The sequence below is a fragment of the Actinomadura chibensis NBRC 106107 genome (genome assembly GCF_001552135.1).
Lineage (GTDB): Bacteria > Actinomycetota > Actinomycetes > Streptosporangiales > Streptosporangiaceae > Spirillospora > Spirillospora chibensis.
The window spans coordinates 42,538-61,642 of sequence record NZ_BCQP01000073.1; the positions used below are offsets into that span (position 1 = coordinate 42,538).

Genomic DNA, 19,105 nt, shown 5'->3' on the forward strand with positions numbered 1-19,105 from the left:
CAGCAGCGATCCTGCTGGTCAGGGCCCATCTCCTCAAGCGGCGGCACGGCGTCCACGCCGTTTCGATACCGCCGCCTTACCGCTTCCTGACGCGGCCGCCCGCCCGCGTCTCCCGGCCCGCGTCACTCCGGCGGGTGCAGCTCCACCGGCAGGCCGGGCGGCGCCGCCTCCAGCCACGCGAGGAACCCGGTCAGCGCCGCCGCGCCCATCGCCAGCTCCACGACCAGGTCGCCGTTCCTGACCTCGATCACGCTGACGTCCGGCGGCAGGCCCGCCGCCTCCTCCGGGTCCGGGTCGCGCCGGTTGGACACGACGAGGCCCCGGCGGTGGATCACCTGCCGGGGCCTCGTCCGGAATCCGAACACGCGGTGCCAATGCAGCACGTCGCCCTTGTAGCGACCGATGCCGAGCCGCCACACTCCGGGGGCTCCGCCCTCCAGGGACAGCTCCCGGAGGGAGCACTCCACGGCGCCGCCGCCGCGGGTGAACAGCCGGCGGCGCACCGCCATCGACACGAACAGCAGCGCGGCCAGCAGGACGACCGCGGCGAGCACCCCGCCCGCGTCGAGTGCCAGGTGTTCGCCCAAATCCCCCGCCGTCCGTCGTGCCGCCGCGCCGGGCGCCTATACCTCGATCAGGCCTCGATGCCCGCGGCGCGCAGCCGCGCGCGGGCCCGACGCTCCCGCGTCGCGTCCTCGTCCTCGGCGGCGAGCGCGTCCTCCAGCGCCTGCCGCGCCTCCGGGACGTCGACCTCCTCGCCCAGCTCGGCCTGCTCGGCCAGCACCGACACCTCGTCGGCGGCGACGGAGAAGAACCCGCTGCCGACCATCGCCGAGATCGGCTCGCCGCCGTCGGCGGGCTCGATCTTCACCACGCTGCCGTCGAGGAGGATGCCCAGCACCGGGGCGTGCCCCGGCAGGATGCCCATCGAGCCCTCGACGGTCTGGGCGACCACCATCCTGGCCTCGCCGGTCCAGATCTCGCGCTCCGGCGAGACCAGGCCGACCTTCAGGTTTGCCACGTCTGCTTCCTCCCACGGCCTCCCACGACCCGGCCGGGGCCGCCGCGCGGGCGGCCCCGGGCCGAGCGGACTACTTCGCCAGCTCCCGGGCCTTCTTCTCGACGTCCTCGATGCCGCCGCACATGAAGAACGCCTGCTCGGGCAGGTGGTCGTACTTGCCCTCCGCGATGGCCTTGAACGACGCGACGGTCTCGTCCTTCGGGACCGTCTCGCCGGGCTGGCCGGTGAACTGCTCGGCCACGTACATCGGGTGCGACAGGAAACGCTCGATGCGCCGCGCCCGCTGGACGGTGACCTTGTCCTCCTCGGAGAGCTCGTCGATGCCGAGGATGGCGATGATGTCCTGCAGCTCCTTGTACTTCTGCAGGATCCGGATCACTTCCTGGGCGACGTCGTAGTGCTCGTTGCCGAGGATCTGCGGGTCCATGATCCGGGACGTGGAGTCGAGCGGGTCCACCGCGGGGTAGATGCCCTTCTCCGTGATCGCGCGCGACAGCGTGGTCGTCGCGTCCAGGTGCGCGAACGTGGTGTGCGGCGCCGGGTCGGTGATGTCGTCGGCGGGCACGTAGATCGCCTGCATCGAGGTGATCGAGTGGCCGCGCGTCGAGGTGATCCGCTCCTGCAGCACGCCCATCTCGTCCGCCAGCGTCGGCTGGTAGCCCACCGCGGACGGCATGCGGCCGAGCAGCGTCGACACCTCCGAGCCCGCCTGGGTGAACCGGAAGATGTTGTCGATGAACAGCAGCACGTCCTGGTTCTGGACGTCGCGGAAGTACTCCGCCATCGTCAGCGCCGACAGCGCCACCCGGAGCCGGGTGCCCGGCGGCTCGTCCATCTGGCCGAACACGAGCGCGGTGTCCTTCAGGACGTTCGCGTCCGCCATCTCCACCCAGAGGTCGTTGCCCTCGCGGGTGCGCTCGCCGACGCCGGCGAACACCGAGGTGCCGCCGAAGTTGCGGGCGACACGGCGGATCATCTCCTGGATGAGGACCGTCTTGCCCACGCCGGCGCCGCCGAACAGGCCGATCTTGCCGCCCTTCACGTACGGGCACAGCAGGTCGATGACCTTGATGCCGGTCTCCAGCATCTCGGTCTTCGACTCCAGCTGGTCGAACGCGGGGGCCTTGCGGTGGATCCCCCAGCGCTCGTTCACCTCAAGGGACGCGGTCGGGACGTCCAGCGCCTCGCCGAGGGCGTTCCACACGTGGCCCTTGGTGACGTCGCCGACCGGCACCGCGATGGACTCGCCGGTGTCGACCACCGGGCCGCCGCGGACGACGCCGTCGGTCGGCTTCATCGAGATGGCCCGGACCATGTTGTCGCCGAGGTGCTGGGCGACCTCCAGGGTCAGGGTCTGCGTCTCGCCGCCGAGGTTCGCCTCGACCGTGAGGGCGTTGTAGATGTCCGGGATGGCGTCCGCGGGGAACTCCACGTCGACGACCGGGCCGATGACCCGGGCGACGCGCCCGGTCGCGGTCGCCGTCTCTACCTGAGCAGTCATTCTCACTCCCCGCCAGACTCGGCGAGCGCGTCAGCGCCACCGACGATCTCGCTGATTTCCTGGGTGATCGCGGCCTGCCGCGCCTGGTTCATCTGGCGCGTGTAGACCCCGACCAGTTCGTTGGCGTTGTCCGTAGCCGACTTCATCGCCCGCCGCACCGAGGCGTGGAACGACGCCGCCGACTGGAGCAGCATGTGGAAGATGCGGCTCTCGACGTAGTTGGGCAGCAGGAGGTCGAGCGCCGCCGCGGCGGACGGCTCGAACTCGTAGGCGGGCGGCACGCGTTCGGAGGCCGACTCCTCGATCTCCAGCGGCAGCAGCCTGCTGACCTGGACCTCCTGCGTCAGCATCGACACGAACTGGGTGTAGACGACGTGGATCTCGCCGACGCCGCCGTCCGCGTCCGTCTTGAGGAAGTCCTCGGTGAGGCGCCGCCCGATCCGCTCGGCGCTCGCGAAGTCCGGACGGTCGGTGAACCCGTGCCAGGTCTCCGCGACCTCGCGGCCGCGGAACCGGTACCACGTGATGCCCTTGTTGCCGATGACGTACGGGACGGGCTCGCGGCCCTCCTCCCGCAGCCGCGCGATCAGCGCCTCCGCCTCGCGGATCACGTTGGCGTTGTAGGCGCCGCAGAACCCGCGATCGCTCGTGATGACCAGGACCGCGCTGCGGTTGTCGGCCGGCTGCTCCTGGAGCAGCGGATGGTCGATCCCGACATGATGGCTCACCAGCGCGCTCAGGGCCTGCGTGATCTGGTCGGCGTACGGCTTGGACGCCGCCACCGCCTGCTGGGCCTTGACGATCCGCGAGGTGGCGATCATCTCCTGGGCACGAGTGATCTTGGCGGTCGACTTGACCGACTTGATCTTCTGCCGGAGCTGGCGAATCTGGGCCATCGCCGTCAGTCCTTCTTGACCCTGGTGATGGTCTCCTGCTCGACTTCCTCGTCCGCGAGCGGCTCGACCGGCTCCTCGGCCAGCAGCTCGCCCTCGCTGGTCTGGAAGCCCTTCTTGAAGTCCGTGATGGCGTTCTTCAGGGCCTGCAGGGCGTCGTCGGAGAGCTTGCCGGTCTCCCGGATGGAGGTGAGCAGGCCGCTCTCCTCCCGCTCGATGTAGTCGAGGAACTCCCGCTCGAAGCGGCGGACGTCGGCGACCGGGACGTCGTCCAGCTCGCCGGACGTGCCCGACCACACGGACACGACCTCTTGCTCGACCGGGAACGGGCTGCCCTGCGGCTGCTTCAGCAGCTCCACGAGGCGGGCGCCGCGGTCGAGCTGCGCGCGGGACGCGGCGTCCAGGTCGGACGCGAACGCGGCGAACGCCTCCAGGTCGCGGAACTGCGACAGCGCGAGCCGCAGCGTGCCGGCGACCTGCTTCATCGCCTTGATCTGCGCGTCGCCGCCGACCCGGGAGACCGAGATGCCGACGTTGATCGCCGGCCGGACGCCCTGGTTGAACAGGTCCGTCTCCAGGAAGCACTGCCCGTCGGTGATGGAGATGACGTTCGTCGGGATGTAGGCCGACACGTCGTTGCCCTTGGTCTCGATGATCGGCAGGCCCGTCATCGAGCCCGCGCCCATCTCGTCGGACAGCTTCGCGCAGCGCTCAAGCAGCCGGGAGTGCAGGTAGAACACGTCGCCCGGGTACGCCTCGCGCCCCGGCGGGCGGCGCAGCAGCAGCGACACCGCGCGGTAGGCCTCGGCCTGCTTCGACAGGTCGTCGAAGATGATCAGGACGTGCTTGCCCTGGTACATCCAGTGCTGCCCGATCGCCGACCCGGTGTAGGGGGCGATGTACTTGAAGCCCGCCGGCTCGGACGCGGGCGCCGCCACGATCGTGGTGTACTCCAGCGCGCCCGCCTCTTCCAGGGAGCGGCGGACGTTGGCGATCGTGGAGCCCTTCTGGCCGATCGCGACGTAGATGCAGCGGACCTGCTTGGTCTCGTCGCCGGACTCCCAGTTCTCCTTCTGGTTGATGATGGTGTCCACGCAGACGGTCGTCTTGCCCGTCTGCCGGTCACCGATGATCAACTGGCGCTGGCCGCGGCCGATCGGCGTCATCGCGTCGATGGCCTTGATGCCGGTCTGCAGCGGCTCGCTGACCGACTGGCGCTGCACGACCGTGGGGGCCTGCAGTTCGAGCGCGCGGCGCTCGGTGGATTCGATCGGGCCCTTGCCGTCCAGCGGGTTGCCCAGCGCGTCGACGACGCGGCCGAGGAAGCCGTCCCCCACGGGGACGGACAGCACCTCGCCGGTCCGGCGGACCTTCTGGCCCTCCTCGATCTTGCTGAAGTCGCCAAGGACAACGGCGCCGATCTCGCGCACGTCCAGGTTCAGAGCCAGGCCACGGGTACCGTCCTCGAACTCAAGGAGTTCGTTCGCCATCGCGGAGGGCAGGCCCTCGACGTGGGCGATACCGTCGCCGGAATCGACGACGGTGCCGACCTCTTCGCGCGCGGCGGCCTCGGGCTCGTACGACTGGACGAAGCGCTCCAGCGCGTTCCGGATCTCGTCCGGACGGATCGTCAGCTCCGCCATGATTCCTCTCTTGCTCCCTAGAGTCAGCTCTACCGGTCTTAGCCGGTGCCGAGCCGCCGGCGGACGTCGTCCAGCCGTCCGGCGATGGTGCCGTCGATGATCTCGTCCCCGATCTCGATCGACAGGCCGCCGATCACCGTGGGGTCGATCTCGATGTTCAGGTGTACTTCGTGGCCGTAGGCCGCGGCGAGCACCGCGGCGAGCCGCGTGCGCTGCGCCTCCGGCAGCTCGGCGGACGTCCGCACGAGCGCGACCAGCCGCTGCCTGCGCTGGGCGACGAGCTTGCCGTACTCGGCGAGCCCCGTCTCCAGGCTACGTCCTCGCGGACGCAGCGCCAGCTCGGTGACCAGCGTCAGCGTCGCGTCGGTGACCTTCCCGTCGAGCAGCGCGTTGACCAGGCCGAGCTTGCGGTCGTCGGGCAGCGACGGCCCGGCGAGCGCGCCGCGCAGCTCGGGCTCGCCCTCGACGACGCGGGAGAACCGGAACAGCTCGTCCTCCAGGTCGTCGATGCGCCCGTCGGCCTCGGCGCGGGCGGCCTCGGCGGTGACCGCGAGGGCCTCCACCGCGTCCGACAGCTCCGAGGGGGACGACCAGCGCAGCCGGACGACGTCGGCGACCAGCCCGAGAGCGGCCGGCGACACCTTGCCCTCCAGCAGGATCTGGACGAGCTGCGCCTTGTCGGCCCCGTCCCGCGCCGGGTCGGAGACCGCCCGCCGCAGCCCGTGCTCGCGGTCGATCAGGTGCAGCACCGCGAACAGGTCGCCGCCGAGTCGGGCCAGGTCGGCGGAGGGGATCACGGCCTCCAGCCGCTCCCTGGCCTCGGCCAGCGACGCCCTGCTCACCGCTCCCGTGATGGTCATGATGTGATCTGCTCCTGCGTGCGGGCCCGCTCTTCCAGCTCCTCAAGGAACCGGTCGACGACCCGGCTCTGCCGCGCGCTGTCCTCCAGGGACTCGCCCACGACGCGTCCGGCCAGCTCGACCGACAGGGCGCCGATCTCGGCGCGCAGCGACTGCAGCGCCTGCTGCCGCTCCGCCTCGATCTGCGCCTTGGCGTTCTCGACGATCCGGCGCGCCTCGGCCTGGGCCTGCTCCTTGGCCTGGGCGATGATCTGCGCGCCCTGCTCCTCGGCCTTGCGCCGCTCGTTCGACGCCTCGACCGCGGCCGCCTTCTGCTGGGCCTTGTACTGGTCAAGGACCTGCTGGGCTTCCTTCTGCGCCTGCTCGGCGCGTTCGAGGCCGCCCTCGATGGCCTGGGTGCGCTCCTCCAGCGTCTGCTGCAGCCGCGGGACGAGGATCCTGCCGACCACGATGAGGACGACGAGGAACGAGAAGATGCCGACGACGAGCTCGAACGGATGCGGAAGCAGAGGGTTGTTGTTCTCCGCCGCAAGGACGGAAGCTGCTTCGATCATGCCTACAGCCCTCCTCGGGTGGGAAGCGTGATCAGACGCTCTTGAAGATGAACGGCGCGACCAGGCCGATCAGGGCGAGCGCCTCGGTGAGGACGAAGCCCAGCATCATGTTGGTGCGGATCACGCCGGTCAGCTCGGGCTGGCGGGCGATCGCGTTCACGCCCTGGCCGAAGATGATGCCGATGCCGATGCCCGGGCCGATGGCCGCGAGGCCGTAGCCGATCGCGGTGACGTTGCCTTCGAGTCCGGCGGCGAGGACGGCTCCCGTCATGGGTTCTTTCCTTTTCTGTCGGCCGGCGGAGTCTCCGCCGGTCTGGCTTACGAGGTTGTCGGACGGGCCCGGCGCCGAGGGGGCGCCGCACGACCCTGGGGCTCAGTGCTCCGCGTGCAGCCCGCTCTGGATGTACATGGCGGCGAGCATCGCGAACAGGAACGCCTGCAGGAACTGGATCAGCAGCTCGAAGGCGGTCAGCAGGATGGTGACGACCACGCCGACGATGCCGATGCCGAACCCTGCGACCGTGGGCTTCTCGAACAGGAACCAGAAGCCGACCAGGCTGAAGAAGGCCAGGATCATGTGCCCGGCGAACATGTTGGCGAAGAGCCGGACGGCGTGGGTGAAGGGGGCGATGATGAACGTCGAGAGGTACTCGATCGGCACCAGCAGGAAGTAGACCGGGAGCGGCAGGCCCTTGGGGATCATGTTCGTGAAGTACTTCACCGGGCCCTGGTGCTTGAAGCCCAGGTACACCTTGACGCAGTACACGAAGATCGCCAGCACGGCCGGGAACGCGATGTGCGACGCGATCGGGAACTGGATGATCGGGACGACCGAGAAGATGTTCCAGATCCAGATCACGAAGAACAGCGTCATCAGCAGCGGCATCCACTGCTCGGTGTTCTTGCCGAGGAACGGCCGGGCGATCTGGTCGCGGACGAACATGTAGCCGACCTCGCCGACGTTCTGCATGCCCCGGGGCACGAGCTTCGGCTTGGCGAAGGCCATCCAGAACACGACGCACACCACGAGCGCGCCGAACACCGAGAAGAAGACGGGCTTGGTGAGCCAGGCGGGGCCGCCGGGGAAGAGGGGCGGGAAGTCGAACAGCTCCGTCCCGGGGGCCTCGAACTTATCCCCTCCGGAGGCGAGGACCGTCAGCGCGTTCACGCGGCGTTCCCTTCATCAATGTTGTGATGTGTCACAAAGGCTTCCTCGGCGGCGGCGCCGCTCAGGAGGAGTGGCGACCGTACTTCAGGTAGACCAGGTAGATGGCGAGCCCGGCACCGATGACCACGCCGACCGGGATCAGCCAGGTCTGGTCCGTCAATTCGGCCAGCAGCCACCCCAGACCGCCCCAGATGATGATCCCGGAGAGCAGGTAGCTGGGCACGGACCAGGCGGCGTCGGCGAATTCCCGTTGGCCGTCCTCCGGCCGACGTTTCTGCTCGCTCATCGCGCTCCGGACGATAGCAGGCCATGCCTGCGGTGGTCATATTGGAGTAGTCCCCGAAGGGGCGCCGCACCGTCCGTGGCGAGGTCATCATGGACTCCGGTCCAAGATGTTCGACGGCTCGGCGGCGTCGTCGTCCCGCGACTCACCGGATCGGCTGCCGCGGGCTTCGGATCCGTCGGCCCGGGGGGCGGCGGTCCGGGGGTCGTCGATGTAGGGCCTGCGCTGGAGGGCCACCCGGAACTCGGCGGCGATCCACAGCATCGCGAGCGCGATCACCGTCCAGCCGAAGACCGTGGTGTTCCAGATCGTCACCTCCGCCACCACGGTGACCAGCACCATCATGACGAGGATCTTCACGACGTAGCTCGCGAGCGCGGCCATCATCATGGTCTGCGCGGAGATCTTGCCGGCCCAGGAGACCGCCAGCGCGCTGACCGAGAAGAAGGCGATCACCACGACGGTGGCCAGTGCCGCCGCGAGGGCGCCCTTGGCGCCGGCGGCCAGCAGGCCGATCAGTACGGCGCCCACCCCGACGGCCGAGGTCGGGATCGCGGCGCCGCGGAGCATCCGGGCGTCGGAGGTATGCATGAGGGCTCCGGCTGGTCACGTTCAGTGGTCGTCTCTTGTTCGTGAAAGGTATCACAAGCGTCCGGAATGTCCACAATTACCCTGAAGGTAATGCGCCGCGCGGGCTCCCACGCGCTACTCCGGGTCACACCCGTCCCCCCGGACCCTAGCCCAGCCCGAGGGTCCAGCCCACGGTTACCGAGGAGGACGATCCGAACCCCTACCGCCACAAGGCGCGGTCAAACACGGCAAATCCGGGACGAAACGGGAGGTCGATCAGTCCCGGACGCGGCCGCCGGTCAGCGCTGGTCAGACGCGCATCGCCGGACGCTGGGCGGGCTGCTCCCCGTCCGGCGGCGGGACGGACCGGCGGCGCGGCTTGCCGAACATCAGCAGCAGGGCGACGACCGCGACGGCGACCGTGATGCCGAGGACCTTCCAGGCGGCGTCGAGCAGGGCGAAGCCGATCAGCCCGGACGCGAGCAGCCCCACCCAGAGGTACATGATCAGCACGGCGCGGCGGGTGGAGTGGCCGAGCTCCAGCAGGCGGTGGTGCAGGTGCTGCTTGTCCGGCGCGAACGGCGAGCGGCCCTGGTTGGTGCGGCGCCACACGGCGAGCAGCATGTCGATGAACGGGATCGCGGCCACCGCCGGGACCAGCAGCATCGGGACGAAGAACGGGAACAGCCCGTTGGTCAGGATCGTCGGGTCGAACTGCCCGGTCAGCATGATCGTGGACGCGCTGAGCAGCAGCCCGATCAGCATCGAGCCGGTGTCGCCCATGAAGATCTTGGCCGGGCTGAAGTTGTGCGGCAGGAAGCCCGCGCACATCCCGAACAGCACCGCGGCGATGAGCGTGGCCGAGGACAGCGTGGTCAGCCCGTTCACCCGCGACAGCAGGTAGGCGTAGGAGAACAGGCCGAGCGCCGCGATCCCGACGACGCCCGCGGCGAGGCCGTCCAGCCCGTCGATGAAGTTGACGGCGTTGATCGTCGCGACCACGACGAGGACGGTCAGCGGCACCCCGTAGGCGGGCGGCAGCGTGAGCGACTCCCCGGTCGGCAGCGGGAGCGCGTAGATCTGGATGCCCTGCATGATGAAGATCCCGGCGGCGGCGACCTGGCCGGCGAACTTGGTGAGGGCGTCCACCTCCCAGCGGTCGTCGGCGATGCCGATCAGCACGATCAGCCCGCCGGACAGCAGGAACGCCCTGGTCACGTTGATGTCGCCGTCGGCGAGGACCTTGCGCATCTCCGGCAGCCCGGTCGCCACCACCAGCGCGGCCACCATCCCGCCGAACATCGCGAGGCCGCCGAGCCGGGGCGTCGGGATCACGTGGACGTCGCGCTCGCGCGGCACGGCCTGCGCCCCGAACCACACCGCGAACCTGCGCACCGAGGGGGTCAGCAGGTAGGAGACGAGCGCGGCGACGAGGATGGCGAGCAGGTATTCCCGCACTCTCCAGCGCCTCCCTCCGCCGATCGCCTTCGCTGTCCGGTTGCGATGCCCCGTACGCGCGGACCGTCACCTGCGACGGCCCGTCTCATGGAGACGGACCGCCGGAACGATCTGTTCACGTCGCGACCGACCAACTGTAGTCCTCATCCGCGGCCGTTCGCCCCGACTCACACCATCCTGGACCGGTCCGCGCACAGGATCCCCGCGCCGACGATCAGGAGGCCGAGCCCGGCGAGGCAGCGGTCGCCGAGCGAGAACGCCCACGCCCCGTGCGCCGCGACGTCGTCGCCCGCGTCCGCCGCGACCAGCAGGAACCCGGCCGCGGCGAGCCCCGCCCCGGCCGCCCGGCGGGGCGCCGGACGGCGCGCCAGCAGCGGCACGAGCGCGACCGACAGCGCGAGCAGCGCGGTGCCCGGCCAGCCGCCCGTCCAGTGCGGCGGGACGTACCGCGGCGGCTGGACCGCGACCGCGTGCTTGGGCAGCCGGACCTTGATCGTCATCCCCTCGTGCGGGGCGAGCGCGCCCTGCGTGAAGTCGACCGCGTAGGGGCCGTCGCGGTCGCGCAGGCAGCGGGTCGTCCGGCCGGGGGCGCCCGCCCGGCAGGACGCGCGGCGCAGCGGCACCGGCGCCTCCACCCGGACGGCGGCGTTGGCGATCGGGACGTTCCAGCCGGTGCCGATCGCGTCCCAGACCAGTTCGTCGTGGTCGGCGCGCGGGGTGAAGGCCCAGGCCACGGCGTACTCGATCACGTACGCCTGGCGGCCGCGCACCTCGCGGCGCCGGTCGCCGACGCTGATCTGCACGTCGTTCAGGAACCGCGTCGTGCGGACCCGGGACGGCGCGCCCGTGGACGACCCGGCCCGCACGTCCCGCACGTCGTACACCCGGTCGCCGTGCCGGAACCGCACCCGCCGGACGATCCCGTGCCGCCCGCTCCGGTCGAAGTCGTAGGTGATCGTCTCCCGGACGTACAGCACCCCGTCCCCGCCCAGCGTGAGGACGACGTCGTAGGTCGGGATGATCTCCATCGGCGCCGGTGCCGGCGCCGCGACGGCGGGCGCGGGCAGCGCGAGGACGAGGGTCGTCAGCAGGAGCACGCCCGCGCGGATCGCGGGCCCCCGGGCACGGCCAGGCACGCCAGGCATGGTGGCACCGCCGGGGTCCGCGCGTCGCCGTAACGGCGCCGATACTGCCCGCGAGGCCAGGGGACCGGATCCGCCGGGACGCCCGCGAACGACGTCCCGGACCGTTGGACGCGCTCGACCGCGTCCAGGTTCGCAAGATCGAAGATTTCGACCTTCCCTGGTCAACGCCTAAAAATACGATAAAGATGATCTTGTCGGCCCTGCTAGGTTAACCGTCGCTGAGTAAAACTGATCATGGAGGGATCTATGCGGCGAATCGCAGCCGTGGCGTTGACCGCCGGCACCCTGATGGCCGGCATGGCGGCCGTGGGCGCCCCCGCCGAGGCGGCGGCCAAGAGCTGGGCCCCGTACAACTCGTACTCGAACATCAGCGCGTGGGGCACCTACTCCCGCAGCGGCGGCTCCACCTACGTGAAGGGCTACCTCCGCGACGGGAAGCGCAACGGCTGGACGGCCTGCGTGCGGTTCCTGTTCACCGAGGGCAACAAGCAGTACTGGTCGCGCCACAAGATCATCGGCATCGACCGGAACGGCAACCAGTACAACTACGACGGCGCGGCGACCGTGTCGATCAGCGCGAAGTCGAGCTACAGCAGCCACCTCTGGGTGCAGGAGTGCGCTCGCAGCAAGAAGACCGGCAAGTACGTCTACGGCAAGGGCAAGAAGCTGTTCTGAGCCCTCGCGTGAGTGACTGCGCGTAACCGACTTACGCGAGGCCCCGCCCGGCCCGGCGGGGCCTTCACCATTCCTGCGGCCGGTTTCACCAGTCGAGGTCGTAGTAGCCCGAGACGCCTCTGAGCGGCGGCACCGTCCCGCCCCTCTCCAGGTCGATCAGGCCGAACCCGGTGATCAGGTAGCGGCCCGACGCGTCGGCCTTCAGCACGTTCCGCCCGCCGAAGGAGACGGCCTGGCGCCGGATCGTCCGCACCGCGCGCCCGCCGGCGGCCGACACCTCCAGCAGCACGACCCGCTCCCCCGCCGGGTTCGGCGTGCCCTCGTCCTCCGACGACGCGCCGACCAGCCGCTCGGTGCCCTCGAACAGCAGGACCCGGTCCCCGGCGGGACGCGCCGCCGCGCCCTCGAAGCGCTTCGGCGCGGCGACGGCGCGGATCCGGACGCTCGCCGCGGCGACCGGCGAGCCGACCGCGCCCCGAAGCGGCAGCGCGCGCAGCTCCTGGACGCTCGCCGACTTCCCGCCGGCGCCGCGGACGTACCGCGACCGGACGAAGAAGAGCCGGTCGCCCGAGCCGGACCAGGAGAGATGGGAGTCCCCCGCGTCCTCGGACTCCGGCAGTTCCCGCCGCGCCCCGCCGTCGGCGTCGATCACGCCGAGCCGCCCGTCCGTGCTCCACCGCCGCGCGCCCCCGTCCGATCCGCAGGACTCGACGGCGTAGGCGAGCCTGCGCCCGTCCGCCGTGACCGCGAGGGCCCCGTCGTCGCCGGGCGTTCCGGCGATGACGGCGTTCGGCACCTGCGTCCGGCCGGTGAACCGGCCGGAGCCGTCCAGCCCGAACCGGTGGACGACGGTGCTGCACGCCCCGGTCCGGTCGGGTCTCGTGAGGACGAAGAGCGTGCGGCCGTCGCCGGTGGCGGCGAGGTCGAGGAAGTCCGTGCCGCGCGGCGCGGTCTCGACGTCCACGAGCCGGCCGGTGCCGGAGTCGCGGACCTCGACGCGCGACGGGCGGCCGCCGGCGGACAGGTGGCTGGCGAACACGAACCGCGGCATCTTCGGGACGTGCTGCAGCCGCCGGTCCGGCGGTTCGATCACCTTCCTGATCCCGAGGACCCCGGCCGCCAGGGCGAGGACGGCGAGCACGGCGCAGACCGGGATCACCCACGCGCGCAGCGGGGCCGCGCGCCGGAGCGGCCGCCGCGCGCCCCGCTCGGGCAGGGGCCGCGGCCTGTCGGCGTCCACCGCGGCCTCGGCGGTCGCCCGCAGCGCGTCGCGCAGCCGGTCCTCGACGCCGCTCATCGGGCCTCCTCCCCCAGCTCGCGGGCCAGCGAGGCGAGGGCCCTCGCCATCGTGGAGCGGACCGTCCCGGGCCTGATGCCCATGGCCGCCGCCACCTCCTCGTCACTGAGGTCGAGGTAGTAGCGCAGCACCACGGCCTCCCGCTGGCGGCGCGGCAGGCCCCGCAGCGCGCGCAGGACGGCCCGCCGGTCCTCGCCGAGGATCACGGCCGACTCGGCGGACCAGACCGGCGGTTCGTGCGGCTGCGTCTGCCGCCACACCATCCTGCGCCGCCGCAGCACCATGCGGCAGCCGTTCAGCACCGACGCCCGGACGTAGGCGAGGAGTTTCGCCTCGTCGTCCAGGCGCGGCGCCCTGTCCTGCATGCGCAGGAAAACGTCCTGCACGATGTCTTCGGCGGTGGCCTCGTCCCCGACCAAAAGGACGGCCGTCCGGATGAGGGCGACCTTATGCGCTGTATAGAGCGCCACGAGGTCACGGGTCCGAGGGGTCACCACGGGGAGATCGTAGAGGCGGCGCCGCAGCGGAAATCACCGGAACGTCGATGATCTGACGTCCGGTAAGGGCCATTCGCGGTCAGCTCGCCGCCGGGCTCGGCCGAGCCATTCCGCGCACCCTCCGGGATTCGACCAGTTCCTCGACCAGATCAAGGAACCAGCGGCTGGGTTCAAGCCCCATTTCCGTGACGAGCAGATCCCGGTACCGCGCGTACACGCGCCACGCGCTCGCGTTGTCGCCCCGCGCCAGGTGGGCCGCCGCGAGGATCCGGTGCGGGGCCTCGCCGATCTGGTCGACGCGGGCCGCCGACTCGGCCAGCTCCATCGCCCCCGGCACGTCCCCGGCCAGCAGCGCCCGCTCGGCCAGGCGCTCCAGCGCCAGCAGCCGCAGCCGGTCCCAGCGGTCGCGGGTCGGGCGGACGGCCTCGTCCGTCCAGCCCGCGAGCAGTTCCCGGCCGAGCAGCGCCGTCTCCGCGCGGCCCCCCGCGTCGGCCTCGCCGCGGGACAGGCGCCGCGCGAACCGCTCCCCTCTGCGCAGGTCCGTCTCGACGCCGGGTGCCAGCCTGATGTGCGCCGGCGACACGTCGAGGACGCGGCCGCCGGTCTCCCGCCCGATCCGCCACAACGCCTGCCGCAGCCGCTTCCCCGCCTCGCGCGGCGGCGAATCCGGCCACAGCCTGGATTGGACCGCCGCCCTGCCGACCCCGCCGTCCTCCAACGCCACCAGCACGATCAGGCACGACAATGCGTGCGGCAGCCGAACTTCTCGTCCCCCGACCCAGCAACGGAACGAGGGAAGCAAAGCCAGCGCGGTGTCTTCACTGATCCCTTCTTCACCATGCATGCCCACTAGATGCGCGAGTCGCCCCATCCGCTGCTTCCCCGCGCCGACATTTTCGGCCGGAACCGGAAACCGGGGAAGCGCGGCGCCCAAGCATCACCCGCGCCCGCTGAAAGGTCTTAGGGTCGTCCTGTGCGAACGGACGAAAACGCCCGGCAATGGCCGCGCATTGCCGACTGGGGCGTCCCGTTCCTCGTCGCGGGCTCCCAGATCACGCTCACCTGGCTTTTCACCGACGGCAGCGGCGATCCCCTCGGGACGGGCCGCTGGGCGGCGGTGGCGACCACCATCGTCCTCGCGGCCGGGGCGCTGGCGTGGCGGCGCGTCGCGCCCGTGCCGGTGCTGGCGGCCGCGGTCGCACTGACCGCGCTGGGCCTCGTCGCGTCCGGCGCGGCCGACACCGCGATCGGCGGGCCCGCGGACGGCGTCGCCCTGTACTCGCTGGCGGTGCTGCGCGGGCCGCGCGCCGCGGTCCTCGGCTGCCTCGCCGCCTGCGCCGCCGCGTCCGCGGCGTACCTGCCGGCCGCCGCGGGGCCCGGCGACGCGCTGTCCACCGTGCTGCTCAACGCGGCCCTTTACCTGGGGATCACCGCGTTCGGCCAGCTCCGGCGGCAGCACGTGGCGCGGCGGCGGGAGCTGTGCGCCCGGCTGGCCGACGTCGACCGGGAGGCCCGCGCGGCGGCGGAGGCGGAGCGCGAGCGCCTCGCGCGGGAGGTCCACGACGTCGCGGGCCACCACCTGAGCGCCGTCGTCGTGCACACCGGGGCGGCCGTCCGGATCGGCGACCCGGGGCTGGTCCGCGAGGCGCTCACCGTCGCCGCCGAGACCGGCCGCGAGGTGCTCGGGTCGCTGAGCGCGCTCGCGGACCTGGGGGGCCCGCGGGCCGACGGCGGCGGGCTGCGGGACCTGCTGCCCGGGCTCTGCCACGGCCTGGCCAGGATGGGCGTCCCGGTGTCCCTGGCGCTGGAGGGGCGCGCCCGCAGGCTGCCCGCCGAGGTGACGGCGGTCGCGTACCGGATCGTCCAGGAGTCGCTCACCAACGCGACGCGGCACGCGTTCGGCGCCGAGGTGCGGGTGACCGTCCGCTACGAGCCGGGGGCGGTCCGGGTGAGCGTCGAGAACGAGCGCCCCGGCGGCGCGGCCGCCCGGACACGGGGCGGCGGGCAGGGCGGCGGGCAGGGCGGCGGACGGGGCGTGCGCGGCATGCGCGGCCGGGCGGCCGAACTGGGCGGCGCGCTCACCGCCGGACCGACCGCCGCGGGCGGCTGGGCGGTCGAGGCCCGCCTGCCGACGACGACCGGCTCCCGGATCGGCTGGGGCTGGCCTGAGGTCCTGGACGCCGTGGCGGTCGTCCTCTGCGCGGCGTCGCCGGTCCTGGCGTTCGTCCCGCCGGAACCGCTGGTCGAGGGCGCGCCCGCGGCGGGAACGGCGCTGGCCGCGGCCGTGCTCATGCTCGGCGCGGTCCCGCTGTGGTGGCGGCGCCGCCGCCCGCGGGCCGCGCTGGCGGCGGTCGTCTCGGCGCAGGCCGTGTTCGCCGCCGCGTGCGCGCTGTGGTCGCCGGACGCGCTGGGCGCGCTGGGCCTCGGCTGCCCCGCCCTGTTCGTCGCCGTCTACTCGGTCGCGTGCTACCACCCGGGCGGCCGCCGGACATGGCCCGCGGCGCTCGCCGCGCCGCTCCCCTGGGGCATCGGGCTCGGCCTCACGCTGGCCGCCGACCGGACGGCCGCGACGGGCGCCGCGATCCCGGTCGCGTTCGCGTTCGGGCTGGCGACCGCCGTCGTGTGCGCGGCGCCCGCGACGTTCGCCGCCTGGGCGTGGGGCCTCGCCGCCGCGGCGCGGAGCCGGCGCTGGGGGGACGCGATCATCGACACCGTCACCACGCGGACGGGCACGGCCGTGCACGCCGAGCGGATCCGCGTCGCGGCCGGGCTGAACGGGACCGTCCTCGACCGGACCGCGCGGCTCGTGACGACCGCCGAGTCGGGCCTGGCCGGCCCGGACGACGCCGCGGCCGCCGCCCTCCGCGCGGTGACCGGGCAGGCCCGGGCCGCCCTGACCGAGATGCGAGGGCTCCTGGACGCGATGGAGCGCGATGGGGAAGGCGCCGTGACCCGAGGGAGGACGCCGTGAGCATCCGGGTGCTGGTGGTGGACGACCAGGCCGTCGTCCGCGCGGGGTTCACCGCGATCATCGGCGGCGAACCGGACATGGAGGTCGTGGGCCAGGCCGCGGACGGCGCGGAGGCCCTACGCGCCGTCCCCGAATGCCGGCCCGACGTCGTGCTGATGGACATCCGGATGCCCGGCGTCGACGGCCTCGCCGCGTCGCGGGAGCTGGCCGCAGCGGGATCCCCGGCGCGGGTGCTGGTGCTCACCACCTTCCACCGCGACGAGTACGTGTTCGGCGCGCTGCGCGCGGGCGCGTCCGGCTTCCTGCTCAAGGACTGCGAGCCCCAGGAGCTGGTGGACGCCGTCCGCACCGTGGCGGGCGGCGAGGCGATGCTCGCGCCCGCCGTGACCCGCCGCCTCGTCGACGCCTTCGCCACCGGCGCGATCAACCCGCCGTCCGGCGGGGACGACCGGCTGGAGCGGCTCACCCAGCGGGAGCGCGACGTCCTCGTGCAGATGGCGAAGGGCCTCAGCAACACCGAGATCGGCGCCGCGCTCGGCATCGGCACCGCCACGGTCAAGACCCACGTCAACTCGATCCTCGGCAAGCTCGGCCTGCGCGACCGCGTCCAGGCCACGATCTTCGCCTACGACACGGGGCTCGTGCGTCCCGGAGAGGCGCCTCCACCCCAGGGTTGAGCGCCCGCACACCGGGCGGTCGAGCGAGGTGGGTCCCGCCGGAGGAAGCGCCGGGCGCGGGGCCGCGATTCACTTTTTCCATGCCACCGCGACGAGGCGGGCCCAACTGGCCGGAAGACGCGGCGCGGCGCGGGCGCGGACGCCCGCGAGACGCTCGCGCGACGCCGGCCGGACGCCGCGAAGACTCCGCCCTGGTGGGCTCCCGCCACGGGTCAGAACGGCCCGCGGCGGCGATGGGCCGCCGAATCTACGCGGAGGAGTTCCCCCATGAACAAGCAGCGACTCGCGACCCGAGCCGCGGGCGTGTCCCTGGCCGCCGTGCTGGGCCTGGGCATCGCGGGCCCCGCCAGCGCGGCGACGGCGCAGCCCGCCCGGACGGCCGTGCCGGTCACGGCCGTCCAGCAGCCCGCGGCGTCCGGGTTCAGCGCCGCCGACACCGCCGCCATGCGGCAGATCGGCTTCTCCACGCAGGAGATCCAGCAGCTCCAGGACGCCGCCCGGAAGGGCGGGCTCGGCACCCTCATCAAGATCCTGAAGAAGGCCGGGAAGCTCAAGTCGGCCGTCAAGGCGGCCAAGAAGGGCTGGGGCGCCTTCAAGAAGTGGTACAGCAAGCTGCCCCGCCCCGTGCGTTGGGCGCTGAAGGCCGCCGGCTGGAGCTCGAACGCCTGGGACCTCTACAAGCTGCTCAAGGGCTACTAGATCGACCGTCGTCCACGGGTGGAACGGAGGCCGGATCCTCGCGGAGCCGGCCTCCGGCCGTGGCCGGAACCACCGGATCGGAATCGGAGAGATGACGATGAACTCGAAGACGCGCGAGCCCGTCTCGGAGGCCGCATGCGCGTTGATCCTCGTCGCCGCCCTGGCGGCCTCGCTCCTCAGGGGCCTTCTGGACGGTGATCCGTCGCGGTACCTGAGCTACGCCCTGCTGGCCGTCGCGACGCCCGCGGCCGTCGGCGTCCTGTTCTACTCGTTCAAGCTCGGCGCGCAGTCCTGGGCCTGGGTCGTCGCGGCCACGGCGACCGTGGCGGTGGCTCTCGCCGACACGTTCCTGTGAAGCCGGTGGAGCCCGCGGAGCCCGGAGGGGGTGCGATCGTTGATCAGTGTTGAGAACCTGACCAAGCGCTTCGGGCGCAAGACCGTCGTCGACGGCCTGACCTTCCAGGCGCGGCCGGGGGTGGTGACCGGCTTCCTCGGGCCGAACGGCGCGGGCAAGTCCACGACGATGCGGCTGATCGTCGGCTTGGCCGAGCCCGACGCCGGGACGGCCCTGGTCGAGGGGAAGCCGTACCGGGACCTGGCCGACCCGTGCGGCACGGTCGGCGCGCTGCTCGACGCGGGCTGGGTCCGCCCGAACCTCACCGCGCGCACCCATCTGCGGTGGCTCGCCGCCCTCACCCGTACGCCGCCCGGACGCGCCGACGAGCTGCTGGAGGCCGTCGGGCTCGCGGAGGTCGCGGGACGGCGGGTCGGCGGCTTCTCGCTCGGCATGCGGCAGCGGCTGGGCATCGCCACCGCGTTGCTCGGCTCCCCCCGCGTGCTGCTGCTGGACGAGCCGATGAACGGCCTCGACCCCGAGGGCATCCACTGGATCCGCCGGTTCCTGCGCCAGGCCGCGGCGGACGGGCGCACCGTCCTCGTCTCCAGCCACCTGCTCGCCGAGATGGCCCTGACGGCCGACGAGGTCGTCGTCATCGGCGCGGGACGGCTCATCGCCCAGGCCCCGACCCGGACGTTCGTCGAGGAGGCGACGCGCAGCCGCGTGATCGTCCGGGCCCCGGAGGCGCGGCGGCTCGCCGCGCTGCTCACCGGGGCCGGGTTCGACGTCCGCGAGGAGCCGCCCGGAACGCTCGCGGTCACCGGCGCGAACACGGCGCGGGTGGGCGCGCTCGCCG

Annotated in this window: 22 protein-coding genes; 6 read left to right on the top strand and 16 right to left on the bottom strand. The window is 72.3% G+C overall.

Going from position 1 to position 19,105, the window contains the following annotated elements; translation table 11 throughout:
- Positions 1–122 precede the first annotated feature (122 nt).
- From ACH01S_RS36490 to ACH01S_RS36550, 13 genes are all read right to left on the bottom strand, one after another.
- A complete protein-coding gene (locus ACH01S_RS36490) occupies positions 123–587 on the bottom strand; it encodes a DUF2550 domain-containing protein (RefSeq protein ID WP_067903172.1) in 465 nt (154 codons plus the stop codon).
- Positions 588–634: 47 nt separating this feature from the next.
- The gene (locus ACH01S_RS36495) at positions 635–1,021 is read right to left on the bottom strand and encodes a F0F1 ATP synthase subunit epsilon (RefSeq protein ID WP_067903175.1); all 387 of its coding nucleotides are present in this window, start codon (positions 1,019–1,021) and stop codon (positions 635–637) included.
- Between the two features lie 70 nt (positions 1,022–1,091).
- Complete coding sequence (atpD, locus tag ACH01S_RS36500) at positions 1,092–2,522, bottom strand: F0F1 ATP synthase subunit beta (RefSeq protein WP_067903178.1); 1,431 nt, start codon at positions 2,520–2,522, stop codon at positions 1,092–1,094.
- Positions 2,523–2,524: 2 nt separating this feature from the next.
- Positions 2,525–3,418 carry a F0F1 ATP synthase subunit gamma gene (locus ACH01S_RS36505; protein WP_067903181.1) on the bottom strand — a complete coding sequence of 298 codons (894 nt, stop codon included), beginning with the start codon at positions 3,416–3,418 and terminating at the stop codon, positions 2,525–2,527.
- Positions 3,419–3,423: 5 nt separating this feature from the next.
- Entirely contained in the window at positions 3,424–5,058 is a 1,635-nt protein-coding gene (atpA, locus tag ACH01S_RS36510; protein ID WP_067903184.1) for a F0F1 ATP synthase subunit alpha, read from the bottom strand.
- Positions 5,059–5,096: 38 nt separating this feature from the next.
- A complete protein-coding gene (locus tag ACH01S_RS36515; RefSeq protein WP_067903187.1) occupies positions 5,097–5,918 on the bottom strand; it encodes a F0F1 ATP synthase subunit delta in 822 nt (273 codons plus the stop codon).
- Positions 5,915–6,472: a F0F1 ATP synthase subunit B gene (locus ACH01S_RS36520; protein WP_067903190.1), complete on the bottom strand. Its 558-nt coding sequence runs from the start codon at positions 6,470–6,472 to the stop codon at positions 5,915–5,917. The genes ACH01S_RS36515 and ACH01S_RS36520 overlap by 4 nt, the downstream gene beginning before the upstream one ends.
- Before the next feature lie 31 nt (positions 6,473–6,503).
- Positions 6,504–6,743: an ATP synthase F0 subunit C gene (atpE, locus tag ACH01S_RS36525; RefSeq protein WP_067903193.1), complete on the bottom strand. Its 240-nt coding sequence runs from the start codon at positions 6,741–6,743 to the stop codon at positions 6,504–6,506.
- Positions 6,744–6,845: 102 nt separating this feature from the next.
- Positions 6,846–7,640, bottom strand: coding sequence for a F0F1 ATP synthase subunit A (gene atpB, locus ACH01S_RS36530; protein ID WP_067903196.1), 795 nt, complete (start codon positions 7,638–7,640; stop codon positions 6,846–6,848).
- A 61-nt stretch (positions 7,641–7,701) separates the two neighbouring features.
- Positions 7,702–7,926, bottom strand: a complete 225-nt coding sequence (locus tag ACH01S_RS36535) for a hypothetical protein (RefSeq protein ID WP_067903199.1) — start codon at positions 7,924–7,926, stop codon at positions 7,702–7,704.
- 87 nt (positions 7,927–8,013) lie between these two features.
- A complete protein-coding gene (locus ACH01S_RS36540; protein ID WP_067903202.1) occupies positions 8,014–8,514 on the bottom strand; it encodes a Cg1360 family ATP-synthase-associated protein in 501 nt (166 codons plus the stop codon).
- 288 nt (positions 8,515–8,802) lie between these two features.
- Complete coding sequence (locus tag ACH01S_RS36545; protein ID WP_067903205.1) at positions 8,803–9,951, bottom strand: glycosyltransferase family 4 protein; 1,149 nt, start codon at positions 9,949–9,951, stop codon at positions 8,803–8,805.
- A gap of 167 nt (positions 9,952–10,118) precedes the next feature.
- Positions 10,119–11,087, bottom strand: a complete 969-nt coding sequence (locus ACH01S_RS36550) for a DUF2207 domain-containing protein (protein WP_169809418.1) — start codon at positions 11,085–11,087, stop codon at positions 10,119–10,121.
- 255 nt (positions 11,088–11,342) lie between these two features.
- On the opposite strand from ACH01S_RS36550, the gene ACH01S_RS36555 reads away from it, so the two are divergent.
- Positions 11,343–11,771, top strand: coding sequence for a hypothetical protein (locus ACH01S_RS36555; RefSeq protein ID WP_148343998.1), 429 nt, complete (start codon positions 11,343–11,345; stop codon positions 11,769–11,771).
- 85 nt (positions 11,772–11,856) lie between these two features.
- Here the strand turns inward: ACH01S_RS36555 and ACH01S_RS36560 are convergent, their stop codons facing one another.
- The 3 genes from ACH01S_RS36560 to ACH01S_RS36570 form a co-directional block, all read right to left on the bottom strand.
- Positions 11,857–13,068: a beta-propeller domain-containing protein gene (locus ACH01S_RS36560; RefSeq protein ID WP_067903213.1), complete on the bottom strand. Its 1,212-nt coding sequence runs from the start codon at positions 13,066–13,068 to the stop codon at positions 11,857–11,859.
- Positions 13,065–13,565 (bottom strand): RNA polymerase sigma factor, encoded by a 501-nt coding sequence (locus tag ACH01S_RS36565; protein ID WP_246236386.1) that lies wholly within the window; start codon positions 13,563–13,565, stop codon positions 13,065–13,067. Before ACH01S_RS36565 ends, ACH01S_RS36560 begins: the two co-directional genes overlap by 4 nt.
- Before the next feature lie 79 nt (positions 13,566–13,644).
- Positions 13,645–14,295 carry an AfsR/SARP family transcriptional regulator gene (locus ACH01S_RS36570; protein WP_148343999.1) on the bottom strand — a complete coding sequence of 217 codons (651 nt, stop codon included), beginning with the start codon at positions 14,293–14,295 and terminating at the stop codon, positions 13,645–13,647.
- A gap of 243 nt (positions 14,296–14,538) precedes the next feature.
- Here ACH01S_RS36570 and ACH01S_RS45560 point away from each other — a divergent pair, with 243 nt between their 5' ends.
- The 5 genes from ACH01S_RS45560 to ACH01S_RS36595 all read left to right on the top strand — a co-directional run.
- Positions 14,539–16,536 (top strand): sensor histidine kinase, encoded by a 1,998-nt coding sequence (locus ACH01S_RS45560; RefSeq protein ID WP_067903220.1) that lies wholly within the window; start codon positions 14,539–14,541, stop codon positions 16,534–16,536.
- Positions 16,533–17,213 carry a response regulator gene (locus ACH01S_RS45565; protein WP_067903223.1) on the top strand — a complete coding sequence of 227 codons (681 nt, stop codon included), beginning with the start codon at positions 16,533–16,535 and terminating at the stop codon, positions 17,211–17,213. Before ACH01S_RS45560 ends, ACH01S_RS45565 begins: the two co-directional genes overlap by 4 nt.
- Positions 17,214–17,480: 267 nt before the next feature.
- Positions 17,481–17,912, top strand: a complete 432-nt coding sequence (locus ACH01S_RS36585; protein ID WP_067903226.1) for a hypothetical protein — start codon at positions 17,481–17,483, stop codon at positions 17,910–17,912.
- Between the two features lie 97 nt (positions 17,913–18,009).
- Positions 18,010–18,267, top strand: a complete 258-nt coding sequence (locus ACH01S_RS36590) for a hypothetical protein (RefSeq protein ID WP_148344000.1) — start codon at positions 18,010–18,012, stop codon at positions 18,265–18,267.
- 39 nt (positions 18,268–18,306) lie between these two features.
- The coding region (locus ACH01S_RS36595; protein ID WP_067903232.1) for an ATP-binding cassette domain-containing protein at positions 18,307–19,105 on the top strand (799 nt) is incomplete at its 3' end.

Excerpts from the sequence above, each read along its gene's own strand:
- atpD (WP_067903178.1), bottom strand. The coding sequence starts at position 2,522 with ATGACTGCTCAGGTAGAGACGGCGACCGCGACCGGGCGCGTCGCCCGG.
- ACH01S_RS36505 (WP_067903181.1), bottom strand. The coding sequence starts at position 3,418 with ATGGCCCAGATTCGCCAGCTCCGGCAGAAGATCAAGTCGGTCAAGTCG.
- atpA (WP_067903184.1), bottom strand. The coding sequence starts at position 5,058 with ATGGCGGAGCTGACGATCCGTCCGGACGAGATCCGGAACGCGCTGGAG.
- ACH01S_RS36515 (WP_067903187.1), bottom strand. The coding sequence starts at position 5,918 with ATGACCATCACGGGAGCGGTGAGCAGGGCGTCGCTGGCCGAGGCCAGG.
- ACH01S_RS36520 (WP_067903190.1), bottom strand. The coding sequence starts at position 6,472 with ATGATCGAAGCAGCTTCCGTCCTTGCGGCGGAGAACAACAACCCTCTG.
- atpE (WP_067903193.1), bottom strand. The coding sequence starts at position 6,743 with ATGACGGGAGCCGTCCTCGCCGCCGGACTCGAAGGCAACGTCACCGCG.
- ACH01S_RS36535 (WP_067903199.1), bottom strand. The coding sequence starts at position 7,926 with ATGAGCGAGCAGAAACGTCGGCCGGAGGACGGCCAACGGGAATTCGCC.
- ACH01S_RS36540 (WP_067903202.1), bottom strand. The coding sequence starts at position 8,514 with ATGCATACCTCCGACGCCCGGATGCTCCGCGGCGCCGCGATCCCGACC.
- ACH01S_RS36555 (WP_148343998.1), top strand. The coding sequence starts at position 11,343 with ATGCGGCGAATCGCAGCCGTGGCGTTGACCGCCGGCACCCTGATGGCC.
- ACH01S_RS36560 (WP_067903213.1), bottom strand. The coding sequence starts at position 13,068 with ATGAGCGGCGTCGAGGACCGGCTGCGCGACGCGCTGCGGGCGACCGCC.
- ACH01S_RS36585 (WP_067903226.1), top strand. The coding sequence starts at position 17,481 with ATGAACAAGCAGCGACTCGCGACCCGAGCCGCGGGCGTGTCCCTGGCC.
- ACH01S_RS36590 (WP_148344000.1), top strand. The coding sequence starts at position 18,010 with ATGAACTCGAAGACGCGCGAGCCCGTCTCGGAGGCCGCATGCGCGTTG.